Genomic DNA, 13,029 nt, shown 5'->3' with positions numbered 1-13,029 from the left:
CTGTGTTTTCCTCCCGCGGGGGGGGCGGCGGGGGGGGGGGCGGGGGGGGGGGTTTCCGGGGGGGGCCCCCCCGGGGCCCCCCCGCCCGGGGCCCCCCCCCCCGCGGGGGGGGGGCCGCCGCCGTGGGGTGCGGCGCCCCTGGAACCGGCCTGTCCAGTGTTCGGACGGGCGTCTGGCACGGACGTACGTATGGATTGGACGTCCGTTTGGCTCGCACGTCCGTCTTGCTGAGACATCCGCTTGGCTTGGACGATCGTCTTGCTCGTACGTCCGTCTTGCTCGTACGTCCGTCTTCCCGGTTACGTCCGCCTGGTTCGGACGTCCGTCCCGGACTCAGGCGCCCGGCACGCGGTCCAGGAACCCGTGCACGGTGCCGATCCGGCCTGCCGGCGTGGCCGCCAGCACGTCGAAGCCGATCACCACCGGTTCGGCGCCGGCCGGGCCGAGGTTCCAGGTGAACCGGGCGATGTCGTGGTGGGCGTCCACCGGGCCGAGGGTGAACTCCAGGCCCGGGAACTGGGCCTGGGCCGCGCCGATCAGCGCGTCGATCGCGTCCCGGCCGGCCACGGCGGCCAGCGGGTCGGTGTAGCGGCCGTCCTCGGCCCACACCTCGTCGATCAGCTTGCGGCGGGCGGCCGGGTCGGTCTCGTTCCAGACCGCCAGGTAGCGCTCGGCGAGCTGCTGGAGGGCGGCGGTGGTGATCTCGGTCATGGTTCGTCTCCCGTGTTCCGGTGGGCTGTTGGCGGGTCGTTCCCGCTGCTCACAAAGGTAGGGACGGGCCTCCGCGGGCGAATCGGTCACGGATAGGCATGGGGGTACGTAGGTATTCGCACCCGCCTACGTAGCCGTTGCGCCGGAGCGCCGGCGGCTGGCTCGGTAGGGTCGGGGCATGCTGTACGGGAGGGAACACGAACAGGTCGCGGTGGACGGCCTGTTGGCGCGGGCGCGGGACGGTGGCGCCGGGGCGCTGCTGCTCCGCGGCGAGGCGGGCATCGGCAAGACCGCCCTGCTGGACGACGCCGTGGCCCGGGCCGGGACGGCCTTCCGGGTGATCAGGGCGGCCGGCGTCGAGTACGAGGCGGAACTGCCCTTCGCCGGGCTGAGCCTGCTGCTGGCCCCCGGCCTGGACCGGCTGGACGTCCTGCCGGGGCCGCAACGGCGCGCCCTGGAGGCGGCGTTCGGGCTCGGCGAGGCGCCCGAGGATCCGGCAGCGGCACCATCTGCCGCACCCGCCTCCGCACCCGCCTCCGCACCCGCACCCGCCGACCGGCTGCTGGTCGGCCTCGCCACCCTCGGACTGCTCGCCGAACTCGCCGCCGACCAGCCGCTGCTGTGCGTGCTGGACGACGTCCAGTGGCTGGACCGGGCCTCCCTGGACGCCCTGCTGCTCGCCGCCCGTCGCCTCCAGGCCGAAGGGGTGGCCCTGCTGCTCGCCGCCCGCAGCGAGCCCGGCGCCTCCGTCGAGCGCCAACTCGGCCTGCCCGAGGTGCGGGTGACCGGCCTCGCCGAGGCCGATGCCACCCGGCTGCTGACCGAGCGGGCCGGCCCCGACCTGCCCGCCGCCGTCCGCGACCGCCTGCTCGCCGAAGCCGCCGGTAACCCGCTCGCCCTCACCGAACTCCCCGTCGCCACCGGCCCGCAGGCGCACACCGCGGGCGGGCTCCCGCTCACCAGCCGCCTGCTGATCGCCTTCCACGGCCAGGTCACCGGCCTGCCCCCGGCCACCCAGACCCTGCTGCTGGTCGCCGCCGCCGAGGAGAGCGGCGAGCTGGACGTCCTGCTGCCCGCCGCGGCCGCGCTCGGCGTCGGCGCCGAACACCTCGCCCCCGCCGAGGAATCCGGCCTGGTCACCGTCACCCCCGACCGCCGGATCGCCTTCCGCCACCCGCTGCTGCGCTCCGCGATCCTGCAACGCGCCCCGCACCACCAGCGGCTGACCGTCCACCGCGCCGTCGCCGGGGCGCTCCCGGACGGCGACCGCCGCACCTGGCACCTCGCCCTCGCCGCCACCGCCCCCGACGCAGCCCTCGCCGACGCGCTGGAACGCACCGCCGTCCGCACCGGCCGCCGCGGCGGGCACGGCGGCGCGGCCGCGTACGAACGCGCCGCCCGGCTCACCCCCGACCGCGACGAGGCCACCCGCCGACTCGTGCTGGCCGCCGAAGCCGCCACCGAGGAAGGCGAGTTGGCGCGCGCCGAGGCCCTCGCCGACGAGGCCGCCGCCCGCACCGACAGCGTCCTCGCGCACGCCCTGCTGGACCACGTCCGGGCCACCGCGCACTTCTGGCGCGGTTCCTACCCGACCGCGTACCGGCTGCTGCTGGACGCCGCCCTCGCGCTCGCCACCTCCTCCGACGCCCCCGACGTCGTCGAACCCGCCCACGCCGCCCGGATGCTGTTCCAGGCCTTCCACGCCGCCTGGTACGCGGGGGAGGAGCCGGTGGCCGAGGCGCTCGACCGGCTCGCCGCCCTCCCGCTCGCCGAAGACGACCCCGTCGCCCCGCTCGCCCGCTACCTCCCCGCCGCCGTCCTCCCGGCCCTCGGCCGACCCGCCGCCGCACCGGCACGCGCCGCCCTGCCCCCGGCCCGGGAAGCCGTCGAAGCCGCCCGCCGGGCCGGCGCCGAGAGCCCCGCCGACCTGGTCCAACTCTGCGGCGCCACCCTCGTCCTGGGCCGCGACGAGGAGACCGTCGACCTCGGCGGCGAACTCGTCGCCGAGGCCCGCGCCAAGGGCACCCTCGGCGTGATGCCCACCCTGCAGTTCTTCCTCGCCGAGGCCGAGCTCTTCCACGGCCGCCACGCCGACGCCGAACTCACCGCCACCGAGGCCCTCGACCTCGCCCGGGACACCGGCCAGCACCAGTGGGTCAGCCAACTCAGCGCCCTGCTCGCCTACCTGGCCGCCCTCGACGGCCGCACCGAACGCTGCACCGAACTGGCCACCACCGCGCTCGCCACCACCGGCCCGCAGACCGCCGCCTCCGCCGCCGGCCGCCCCTGGGCACACTGGGCCCTCGCCCTGCTCGACCTCGGCCAGGGCCGCGCCGCGGGCGCCGCCGACCGCCTCCACGCCCTCACCACCGGCCCGCACCGGCACCACGTCAGCGCCACCCGAGCCGTCCCGGACCTGGTCGAAGCCGCCGTCCGCCTCGGCACCCCGGACCGTGCCGCCGAGGCCTACGAACGCTTCGCCCGCTGGACCACCGCCGCCGACCGCCCCTGGGCCGAGGCACTACGCCTGCGCTGCCAGGCCCTGCTCGGCCCGGACGAACTCGCCGAACCCGCCTACCGCGCCGCCCTCGACCTCCACGCCACCACCCACCGCCCCTTCGAACAGGCCCGCACCGCCCTGCTCTACGGCGAATGGCTCCGCCGCACCCGCCGCCGCACCGACGCCCGCCCCCACCTCACGGCCGCCCTCGAAGTCTTCGACCGCCTCGCCGCCCACCCCTGGTCCACCCGCGCCCGCACCGAACTCTCCGCCACCGGCACCCCGGCCCCCACACCCCAGCCCTCCCAGGCCCTCCCGAACCCCCTGACCCCCCAGGAACTCCAGATCGCCCGCCTGGCCGCCCAGGGCCTCACCAACCGCGACATCGCCGCCCAACTCTTCCTCAGCCCCCGCACCGTCGCCCACCACCTCTACAAGGCCTACCCCAAACTCGGCATCACCTCCCGCACCGCCCTCCCCACCACGCTCTGACGCGGGGAGAGGCAGCAGCCATCGCGGACCGACCCGTACGGGCACCCGGCGGGCATGCAGAGCGGAGCCGCCCTGTCCGGGCCTCGGCACCCCGGCCGCACCCCGCCCCCGACGGGCCCCGGATGTACACGGGCAGCGGACGGGGTTCCGGAGCTCCTCCGGATACAACGTCAGAGGGCCCATCGGATCTCTCCGATGGGCCCTCTGTACTGGGTCGGGGTGGCGGGATCTGAACCCACGGCCTCTTCGTCCCGAAGCAACAAAGGCACTTCTCAGAGCTGAGGTCAGAGTGCTGTTGACCTGGGCACACCGTCTCTGAGCGTCCGTGGTCGTCCGCCGGCGTACGGGATCGTTGTAGCGCAGTTAGACACTCAGTCGCGGGGCTGGAGTCAGTTCTCGATCACCCCAGAACCTTGCGGTAGGTAACGCTGCTCCTTCTAGTGGCTATAGGTACGATCGGCAGTTACTTAAGATCCATCTGGGAGTCGATTTCTCGGAATCCCTGCAGGACCTCATTGACTGTTTTTAGCTCCTTCTGCGGGTCGATCTGCACTTGCATCTTGGCGCCCTTGTGAGCGGCATCTCCCCGTGTCGTTGCCCACGCCTCAGTGACTGCCAGCCAGTCCGGGTTAATCTCGTCATCAGAGAATCCGATGGGAAGAAGCATGCGAAGCAAGTTCTTTTCCTTTATCCCATGATTCTGATTTCTCACGTATCGATTAATATCATTCCGCGCCGCCTGGACCCTGGCTTTCAGGGTGGGGAACTTCTCTCGTTTGGTGGCGGCCTCATTGAGAGAGGCTGGTATCAAGGGCGCCAACTCCCTGTAGGCGACAGCGGCCAGCAGGGCCTGTGAGATCTTGCCCTGTTTTTCCCAGCGAGCGACCGCCCCATCTACAACCTCTATGACACGGTCTTCAATGAAGGACTCAAACTCTGCGTGGGCGAGCACCTTAAATGCGCGGGCTTGCTCATAGATAATCTCATCGTATAGGCCGATGGGATCGAAGCTCTTGGGTAGGAAGTACTCCGTGAGCTCGCCGATCCTCTTCTCAAGTTCCTGGAAACGCGAGGATGTCAATCTAGACCCCTATCGCACCAGGCGGTTTTCGCGCAGCTCGGGAGTGTCCAGTTTCATACCGATCGCTTCGCCGAGAGCCTCGCCCCAGAGAGAGAGTCGGCGATGGGTTGCAACGGGCGTCTTTGTTGTCGTCTGAATTGACTCAACAAACCGCTGGCTAGTGTCACAGAGGTTTCGAAAGGCCATCTCTACGGCCTTCTTGTCCGCCGCAGCCTTGGTTCGAACTGCCTCTTCGGAGAAGTAGTAGGTCATGGCGTCGAAGACGGCTCGATTGAAGCGCCCTTCATACTTGCCGGAAGCCCAGCGGTAGAAGGCGTTTTCCCCAAATACGTCGAATGTTGCCTCAATGGCACTGTTGCAGCTTTCGCCAACCTGTCGAATTCGAGACTCTTCGCTTTCCCAGGCTGAGTTTAGGAGGCTCACGGTGTCATCAAGGAATTTCTTGAGATTTCCAGAGTACTCATCGAGGGCGAACTCGAATCCGAAGTACCTGAGGAGGATTTCGACATCCCGCATGCGAAAGTCTGGCTTATCGATCCGCAGGGCAGCTCGGAGCCATTCGCTTTCAGAGGCCCAGTCGTCCAAAAAGTCGGTAAACGGGCCAGGGTGAAGTGCTTGGCGAAGCTCCTGGGGGGATAGCTTGACGCTCCCTGTGTTCAGGCGCAGGAAAACTAGATTGAGGAAGTCTTCGTTTGGCCATCGGCGAACAACGACAGTCCGAATCGTCTCATTCAGGAGAGCATTGAGATCATCGTCATATTTGCCATCATTCTCCATCTTTTTGAGGGTGGCTAGCCTCAGGTCCTCGCGCACTTCGAGTCCCGTGAGAGAGAAGCCCTTGAAGTCTTCCTCTTCTTCCGAGACTGCGAAAGAAGACCCGGCTGCAAACTGCCGGAGGGCAAGTAGGCGCTGCTTTCCATCGAGGACAATAAACTTCCCTCGACGATTCTTGTCTTCAGCAAGGACGATTTGTGGAATCGGGAGGCCGAGGATCAAGGACTCGATGAATCGACTCTTTCTCGGCTTATTCCATGCGTCCCGCCGCTGAAATCGAGGATTTAGCTGAATATTGCCTCGACGGAGCTGGCTGAGGATCGTCTCTGTGGTCCAGTCGGTATCAGTGACGACTGCGCGCGTTACCTCTTCTGAGGTAACTGCAGCTGCTGTGTCGTCCTCCTCGCCGTCTGCGTCGTCCCATTCTGCGTCGCTGTAGCTCTGCACTTCTCCTCCAAGCCTGCGCCGGCGGCAGGTAGCCCTAGTCCGCATTGTGACCATCAGTCTGGCAGATTTGCCCTTTGCGGGGGATGAGTATGCGGGTCCACATGCTCGCAGCGGTAGGACGGGGCGCCCTTGACACCGACCCCGCCGCCGAGCCCCTGCACGTGCTCCGCTTCGGGCCCCAACTCGACGCCCAAGGTGTGCTCGTCGGTTCCCCGCAGGCCGCCCGCTGCGTCCGGTACCTGACCAAGTACCTCACCAAGTCCGTCGCCGAGTGCCACACCCCGGCCGGCGAATCCGAGACCGACCACGTCGACCGCCTCGCCGCCGAGCTCCGCTACGAACCCTGCTCGCCGACCTGCGCCAACTGGCTCCTCTACGGCCTCCAGCCCCAAAACGCCCACCCCGGCCTACGCCCCGGCGCCTGCCGCTCCCGCGCCCACAAGCGCGAACACCTCGGCTACGGCGGCCGCCGCGTCCTGGTCTCCCGCAAGTGGTCCGTCAAGACCCTCACCGACCACCGCGCCGAACGCCGCACCTGGGTCCTGGAAGTCCTCGGCGACACCGCCAGCCGGGTCGAACCCAACCGCTACGTCTGGGAACCCGTCCGCCCCGGCGACCCCGACATGTCGCCCCTCGCCACCCGCCTCCTGCGCGCCGTCGCCGAACGGGTCCGCTGGCGCCAGGCCCTGGACGAAGCCCTAGCCCGATCGGAAGGAGTGCCATGTCTGACGACGACCTGATGACCGTCCGCGAGGTGATGGCCCGGCTGAAGCTCAGGCGCTCGGCGGTCTACGACCTGATCCGTTCCAAGCGGCTCGGCTCGATCACGATCGGGCGCGCCCGCCGCGGTAGGGGAGACGGGGGCCTCCACTGGGACGAGAAGCGCCAGCGCTGGATCGCCACTGCCGGCCTCGGCTTCGACCCGAGCGGCAAGCGCTTCATGAAGCGCGGCAGCGGCAAGACCAAGACCGAGGCGAAGAACAAGCTGAAGGAAGTCCTGCGGGATCACGAAGACGGCTTGGCAATCGCGCCCACCAACTACACCGTGGCGAACGCGGTGGACGACTGGCTGACGTACGGCCTGGCGGGCCGGGACGAAGAGACCGTGAAGACCCTGACCATTCTCAGCCGGACGCACGTGATCCCAAGTCTCGGCGCCCGTAAGCTGCGCGACCTGAGCGCGGAGGACGTCGACCGGTGGTTGGCCGACAAGTCCAAGTCCCTGAGCACGCGGACCTTGCAGGGCCTCCACTCCTGCCTGAACCGGGCAGTCAAGCGCGCCATGGCCCGGGACAAGGTCAAGCGCAACGTGGTCCAGCTGTGCTCCATCCCCACCGGTCAGCCCGGCCGGCCGTCGAAGGCGCTGACATTCGCTCAGGCCGAGGCGGTCCTCACGGCGGCCGAGAAGACCTCCATGTACGCCTACGTCGTGGTCTCCCTGCTCACGGGTGCTCGAACGGAGGAACTCCGGGCGCTGACCTGGGACCGCGTCTTCCTGAAGGGCCAGCCCGAGACGACTCCACCGGTCCCGCCGCACATCGCCGTATGGCGGTCGGTTCGGGCCGGCGGCGACACCAAGACCCGCAAGTCCCGAAGGACGCTCGCGCTCCCTGCCCGGTGTGTCGAAGCGCTCTGGGATCACTGGGTCGATCAGGGCTGGGATCGCCTCGCCGCTGGCGACAAGTGGGAGGAGAACAACCTGGTCTTCCACTCCGCGGTCGGCACCGAGCTGGACCCGTCCCACGTCCGCCGGGCTTTCCGCTCAGCTATCGCCAAGGCCGACGGCGTGAACGCCGCCGAGTGGACGCCGCGTGAGCTGCGCCACAGCTTCGTGTCCCTGCTCTCGGACAGCGGGGTGTCCCTGGAGGAGATCTCCCGATTGGTCGGGCACTCCAGTACGTCGGTCACGGAGGAGGTCTACCGGGAGCAGATCCGCCCGGTGATCCAGACCGGTGCGACGGTCATGGACGACATCTTCAAGCGAGGCGCTGAGGCTTAGTCACTCAGTTAGTAGCAGCAGAACGAGGAAGGGCCCTACCGGATTTCTCCGGCAGGGCCCTTACCTGCAACTACTGGGTCGGGGTGGCGGGATTTGAACCCACGGCCTCTTCGTCCCGAACGAAGCGCGCTACCAAGCTGCGCCACACCCCGGTCATTCTGTTTGTCGCTCCGTCTCCTTCGCGACGAGTAGAACTCTACCGGACGCTCGCCGAGACACGAAATCCGGTTTCGGGCGGGCGTCCGGTCGGGGTCAGCGGGGGGCCGGGGTGAGGGTGAGGAGGGTGGCTTCCGGGGGGCAGGCGAAGCGGATCGGGGTGTAGCGGTTGGTGCCGCAGCCGGCGGAGACGTGGAGGTAGGAGCGGTGGCCGCCGGCCTTGTGGGTGGAGAGGCCCTTGACCCGGCGGGTGTCGAGGTCGCAGTTGGTGACCAGGGCGCCGTAGAAGGGGATGCAGAGCTGGCCGCCGTGGGTGTGGCCGGCCAGGATCAGCGGGTAGCGGTCGGCGGTGAAGGCGTCGAGGACGCGCAGGTAGGGGGCGTGCACGACGGCGAGGGAGAGGTCGGCGTCGGCGGAGGGGCCGCCGGCGACGGCGGCGTAGCGGTCGCGGCGGATGTGCGGGTCGTCGAGGCCGGTGAACTCGAGGTCGAGGCCGTTGACGGTGAGGCGGCCGCGGGTGTTGGTCAGGTCGAGCCAGCCGGCCGCGTCGAAGCCGTCGCGGAGCTTCTCCCAGGGGTTGTGCACGGCGCCGCTGATGCCGCGGTTGCCGGTGCCGTCGGGGTTGTTCATGCCGTGGACGCCGCTGCGCATGGCCTGGAGGTAGCGGGCGGGGTTCTTGCGGGCCGGCCCGTAGTAGTCGTTGGAGCCGAAGACGTAGACGCCGGGGAAGTCCATCAGCGGTCCGAGGGCGTCGAGGGTGGCGGGGACGCCGAGCGGGTCGGAGAGGTTGTCGCCGGTGTTGACCACGAGGTCGGGGCGCAGGCCGGCGAGGCTCTGCAGCCAGCGCTGCTTCTTGCCCTGCCCGGCCACCATGTGGATGTCGGACACCTGGAGGACCCGGAGGGGCTTGGCACCGTGGGGCAGGACGGGGACCTCGACGCGGCGGAGCCGGAAGGCACGTACCTCGTACCCGACGGAGTAGGCGAGGCAGGCGGCGCCGGCAGCGGCGACACCGAGGGGGACGGAGTACAGCGGTCGCATCAGCCCATGCTCTCAGACGGTGGATCAGCTGGTGAACGTCCGGTGGCGCGGTGCGGACACGGCCACCGCGACCTGCACCGGGTCGACCGGGGCAACCGGGGCAACCGGGTCGACCGGGGCGGTGGGGTCGGTGTCCCGGCGGGCGCGCAGGGCCCGGACCTTGTTGCGGTTGCCGCAGCGCTCCATCGAGCACCAGCGCCGCCGCCCGGGCCGCGAGGTGTCGACGAAGAGCAGCCGGCAGTCGTGCGCCCGGCATTCCCGGATCCGGTCGGCGTGCGGGCCGGTGAGCAGGGCGATGGCGTCCCGGGCGAGGGTGGAGACGAGCTGGGCGCCGTCGGCGGGCAGCGGGGCGGCCGCGGTGCCGTCCGGGGCGATCCGGGGGACGAGCGGGGGGTGGGCGGCGGCCCGGTTGAGGGCGGTGCGGTCCGCGGGGTCGCCGGGGCGGCCGTGGGCGCGGTCGGCGGCCAGGCGCCAGAGGGCGTCGCGCAGGGTGCGGGCGGCGCCGAGCTGGCCTTCGGTGATCCGTACGGTGCCGGCGGGCAGCCGCAGCCGGGAGCGCGTGAGCCAGTCGGTGAGGTCGGACGGGCGGTGCAGCACTTCGAACCGGGCGTAGGGGCCGGGGCCGCCGGTGGTGAGCAGTTCCAGGCAGAGGGCGCCGGGGTCGAAGTGGAAGCGGGCGCCGGCGGCTGTGGTGAGGACCAGGCCGGTCGGGTGTTCCGCTGCGCCGTCTCCGTCGGTCATGTAACCAGGGTAGGTGGTTACGGACCCGGCGGTCGCGGCCGACCGTTGACGGCGGTGCTTGACGGCAGCCATTGACGGCAGCCATTGACGGCAGCCGTTGACGGCAGTCGTTAATGGCAAGCGACGGAACGCCCCAGGTGGGAGACTCGGGCCCATGACGACGCTCAAGGCGCAGCTGCAGGAGGACCTCACGGCTGCCATCAAGGACCGGGACGAGCTGCACTCGTCCACCATCCGGCTCACGCTTTCCGCCGTCACCAGCGAGGAGGTGGCGGGCAAGGAGAAGCGCGAGCTGTCCGACGCCGAGGTGCTGAAGGTGATCACCCGCGAGGCGAAGAAGCGCCGCGAGGCGGCCGAGGCCTTCGACCAGGCCGGCCGGGTGGAGCAGGCCGCGCGCGAGCGCGCCGAGGGCGAGGTGCTGGCGGGTTACCTGCCGAAGCAGCTCTCGGACGAGGAGCTGGCCGCGATCGTGGCCGCCGCCGTGGCCGAGAGCGGGGCGAGCGGTCCGCAGGCGATGGGCGCCGTGATGAAGCTGGTGAAGCCGAAGGTGGACGGTCTGGCCGAGGGCGGCCGGGTGGCCGCCGCGGTGAAGGCCGCGCTGCTCTGAGCTGCACGTCACCGCAGCCGTCACCGCCGCCGCGGTCGCCGCCGGCGCCGCAGTGACGGCCGTACCGCCGACACGGCGAAGGGGCGCCCTCCGGAAGATCCGGAGGGCGCCCCTTCGCCGTCGTACCGGGCGGTGCCGGGTCGGTCAGTGCCTGCCGCCGTTGCCGTTCCCGTTGCCATTGCCGTTACCGCCCCCGCCGATCATGCCCGGCGGGAGGGTGAACCCTCCCCCTATCACCCCACCGGGGTTACCGGGGTTCCCACCGCCCGGTGCGGGCGGCGGCGGGTTCTGGGCGCCCGGCTGCTGGGCGTTCGGGTCGGTCGTCGGGCTGGCGCCCGCCGGCGGGGTGGCCGGCTGGGGGTCCGGGATGTTGGTGGTCTGGATGGACTCCAGCGGCGAGCCCTTGAGCGCCTGGTTCATGGCCATCTGCCAGATCGGGCCGGGGCCGTCGGCGCCGAACACCTCGTCGAAGTGCTTGCCGCCGATGTTGATGTTCTTCATCTTGACGCCGCCGGCGGGGCCACCGAGCCAGACCGCGGTGGCCAGCGACGGGGTGTAGCCGTCGAACCAGGCGGCCTTCTTCTCGTCGGTGGTACCGGTCTTGCCGGCGATCTTGCGGCCGTCGTCGAGGCCGAGGGCGGCCGCGGTGCCCTTCTCGGTCACGTTGAGTAGGACGGTGTTGAGCGAGTCCGCGGTCGACTCGGAGAAGGCCTGGCTGCACTGGGACTGCGGGACCTTGAGGTCCTTGCCGTCCACCGTGGTGATCTTGTTGATCGCGATCGGGGTGCAGTACTTGCCGCGGGCGGCGAAGGTCGCGTAGACGTTCGCCATGGTCAGCGGGGAGAGCTCCAGGGTGCCGAGGACCATCGAGGGCACCTCCTGGAACTGGTCGCCCTTCGCCGACTGGGTGATGCCCAGCTTGTTGGCCATCTGCTTCATCGCGCAGAGGCCGACCTGCTGCTCCATCTGCACGAAGTACGTGTTGACCGAGAGCGCCATGGCCTGCTTGAGCTCGTACGGGCCGACCTCGCCGGTCGACTCGTTCTTCACCGTGGCCTTGGGCTTGTCGGTGTTCTTCCAGGTGCTGTTGCAGGTCGACATCTGGGGGTAGTCGATCTTGTTCTCGGACGGGAACGACTGGGTGTTCGACATCCCCGCCTCCAGCGCCGCCGCGGCGAGGATCGGCTTGAAGGTCGAACCGGTCTGGAAGCCGTTGCCGCCGCCCATCGAGGCGTCGACGTTGAGGTTGACGACGGTCTGGTTCTTGTTCGGGTCCAGGCCGTACGGGCGGGTCTGGGCCATCGCCAGGATCTTGCCGGAGCCGGGCTCCATCATGGTCGCCGCGGCCGACACCTGGTCGGTCACGTTGACCTTCTTGGTGACGGCGTTCTGGGCGGCGGCCTGCTTGTCCGGGTCCAGCGTGGTGTAGATGTTCAGGCCGCCGGTGTCCCACAGCTTCTTGCGGTCGTCGGCGTTCTTGCCGAAGGCCGGGTCCTGCTTGACCACGTGGCGTACGTAGTCGCAGAAGAAGCCCATGCCCGCCTGGGCGGTGATGCAGCCGTTCTGCGGGTCCTTGTACTTGAGACCCAGCGGGGCGGCCTTCGCCTCGGCCGCCTGCTGGGGGGTGATGTGCTTGTTCTCCAGCATCTTGTCGATGACGACGTTGCGGCGCTTCACCGTGTTGTCGGGGTAGCGCACCGGGTCGTACTGCGACGGGTTCTGGACCACGCCGGCGAGGGTGGCGGCCTCGGCGACGGTCAGGTCCTTGTTGCTCTTGCTGAAGTAGCGCTGGGACGCGGCCTCGACCCCGTAGGCCTGGTGGCCGTAGAAGGTGATGTTGAGGTAGTTGGTGAGGATCTGATCCTTGGTCAGGTCCTCCTCCAGCTTGATCGCGACCTTGAGCTCCTGGATCTTGCGGCCCAGGGTCTTGCGCTGCGCCTCCAGGACGGCCGCCTGGTCATCGCCGGCCTTCTCCACGTTGACGTTCTTGACGTACTGCTGGGTCAGCGTGGAGGCGCCCTGGGAGGCGGTGCCGCTCTCCGCGTTCTTGCCGACGGCGCGCAGGACGCCCTTGAGGTCGACGGCGCCGTGCTCGTAGAAGCGGGCGTCCTCGATGTCCACCTGGGCGTGCCGCATGAAGGGCGACATCTGGTCGGCGGTGAGGACGGTGCGGTCGCGCTCGTAGACCTTGGCGATCAGGCCGCCCTTGGCGTCGAAGATCTGGGTCGCCTGGGTGAGCGGCGGGGTCTTGAAGTCGTCGGGGATGTTCTGGAAGCTCTCCGCCGTGTCCTTGGCGGTCAGGCCCATGGCACCGACGGCAGGCAGGGCGAGGCCTGCCAGCAGGACTCCGGAGAGCACGCTGACGCCCAGGAACTTCACGCCGTTGCCGACGTGGTCCATCGGTGATCCGCCGCTCTTGCGTCGCGGAGCTCCGGGATTGCCTGGGGGCTGGGGTGCCGATGGGCGCTTCGGTGCCATGG

At 69.7% G+C, this 13,029-nt stretch carries 10 protein-coding genes and 1 tRNA gene; 4 read left to right on the top strand and 7 right to left on the bottom strand.

The annotated features are described in order from the left end of the window. Positions 1-333 precede the first annotated feature (333 nt). The gene (locus ACFC1T_RS13705) at positions 334-711 is read right to left on the bottom strand and encodes a nuclear transport factor 2 family protein (RefSeq protein WP_375887667.1); all 378 of its coding nucleotides are present in this window, start codon (positions 709-711) and stop codon (positions 334-336) included. Positions 712-889: 178 nt separating this feature from the next. On the opposite strand from ACFC1T_RS13705, the gene ACFC1T_RS13700 reads away from it, so the two are divergent. Beyond that, positions 890-3,703, top strand: a complete 2,814-nt coding sequence (locus ACFC1T_RS13700) for an AAA family ATPase (protein ID WP_375887665.1) — start codon at positions 890-892, stop codon at positions 3,701-3,703. 463 nt (positions 3,704-4,166) lie between these two features. On the opposite strand, the gene ACFC1T_RS13695 is transcribed toward ACFC1T_RS13700, so the two are convergent. Then, positions 4,167-4,784 (bottom strand): HEPN domain-containing protein, encoded by a 618-nt coding sequence (locus ACFC1T_RS13695; RefSeq protein WP_375887662.1) that lies wholly within the window; start codon positions 4,782-4,784, stop codon positions 4,167-4,169. Between the two features lie 9 nt (positions 4,785-4,793). Then, positions 4,794-6,005, bottom strand: a complete 1,212-nt coding sequence (locus ACFC1T_RS13690) for a DUF262 domain-containing protein (RefSeq protein WP_375887660.1) — start codon at positions 6,003-6,005, stop codon at positions 4,794-4,796. Between the two features lie 101 nt (positions 6,006-6,106). Between ACFC1T_RS13690 and ACFC1T_RS13685 the strand changes: the two genes are divergently transcribed. After that, a complete protein-coding gene (locus tag ACFC1T_RS13685; RefSeq protein WP_375887657.1) occupies positions 6,107-6,745 on the top strand; it encodes a replication initiator in 639 nt (212 codons plus the stop codon). 200 nt (positions 6,746-6,945) lie between these two features. Continuing rightward, positions 6,946-8,004: a tyrosine recombinase XerC gene (xerC, locus tag ACFC1T_RS13680; protein WP_375887707.1), complete on the top strand. Its 1,059-nt coding sequence runs from the start codon at positions 6,946-6,948 to the stop codon at positions 8,002-8,004. 78 nt (positions 8,005-8,082) lie between these two features. Here xerC and ACFC1T_RS13675 read toward each other — a convergent pair. The 3 genes from ACFC1T_RS13675 to ACFC1T_RS13665 all read right to left on the bottom strand — a co-directional run bounded on the left by ACFC1T_RS13675 (position 8,083) and on the right by ACFC1T_RS13665 (position 9,942). Further along, positions 8,083-8,156 (bottom strand) — tRNA-Pro (locus ACFC1T_RS13675). 100 nt (positions 8,157-8,256) lie between these two features. Next, positions 8,257-9,201, bottom strand: coding sequence for a metallophosphoesterase (locus ACFC1T_RS13670; RefSeq protein WP_375887655.1), 945 nt, complete (start codon positions 9,199-9,201; stop codon positions 8,257-8,259). Positions 9,202-9,225: 24 nt separating this feature from the next. Then, positions 9,226-9,942, bottom strand: a complete 717-nt coding sequence (locus tag ACFC1T_RS13665) for a CGNR zinc finger domain-containing protein (protein WP_375887654.1) — start codon at positions 9,940-9,942, stop codon at positions 9,226-9,228. Positions 9,943-10,096: 154 nt separating this feature from the next. Here ACFC1T_RS13665 and ACFC1T_RS13660 point away from each other — a divergent pair, with 154 nt between their 5' ends. Next, positions 10,097-10,549, top strand: coding sequence for a GatB/YqeY domain-containing protein (locus ACFC1T_RS13660; protein WP_375887651.1), 453 nt, complete (start codon positions 10,097-10,099; stop codon positions 10,547-10,549). Between the two features lie 144 nt (positions 10,550-10,693). Here ACFC1T_RS13660 and ACFC1T_RS13655 read toward each other — a convergent pair whose 3' ends face one another. Next, on the bottom strand, positions 10,694-12,949 hold the full coding sequence (locus ACFC1T_RS13655; protein WP_375887649.1) for a transglycosylase domain-containing protein: 2,256 nt from the start codon (positions 12,947-12,949) through the stop codon (positions 10,694-10,696). Between the last annotated feature and the right edge of the window lie 80 nt (positions 12,950-13,029).

It is taken from the genome of Kitasatospora sp. NPDC056076 (assembly GCF_042266305.1).
Taxonomy (GTDB): Bacteria; Actinomycetota; Actinomycetes; order Streptomycetales; family Streptomycetaceae; genus Kitasatospora.
This window is presented reverse-complemented; position numbering and strand designations above follow the sequence as displayed.

Bases quoted from the DNA above. Each gene is read 5' to 3' on its own strand.
- ACFC1T_RS13660 (WP_375887651.1), top strand. From the start codon at position 10,097: ATGACGACGCTCAAGGCGCAGCTGCAGGAGGACCTCACGGCTGCCATC.
- ACFC1T_RS13705 (WP_375887667.1), bottom strand. From the start codon at position 711: ATGACCGAGATCACCACCGCCGCCCTCCAGCAGCTCGCCGAGCGCTAC.
- xerC (WP_375887707.1), top strand. From the start codon at position 6,946: ATGAAGCGCGGCAGCGGCAAGACCAAGACCGAGGCGAAGAACAAGCTG.
- ACFC1T_RS13670 (WP_375887655.1), bottom strand. From the start codon at position 9,201: ATGCGACCGCTGTACTCCGTCCCCCTCGGTGTCGCCGCTGCCGGCGCC.
- ACFC1T_RS13685 (WP_375887657.1), top strand. From the start codon at position 6,107: ATGCTCGCAGCGGTAGGACGGGGCGCCCTTGACACCGACCCCGCCGCC.
- ACFC1T_RS13655 (WP_375887649.1), bottom strand. From the start codon at position 12,949: ATGGACCACGTCGGCAACGGCGTGAAGTTCCTGGGCGTCAGCGTGCTC.
- ACFC1T_RS13700 (WP_375887665.1), top strand. From the start codon at position 890: ATGCTGTACGGGAGGGAACACGAACAGGTCGCGGTGGACGGCCTGTTG.
- ACFC1T_RS13665 (WP_375887654.1), bottom strand. From the start codon at position 9,942: ATGACCGACGGAGACGGCGCAGCGGAACACCCGACCGGCCTGGTCCTC.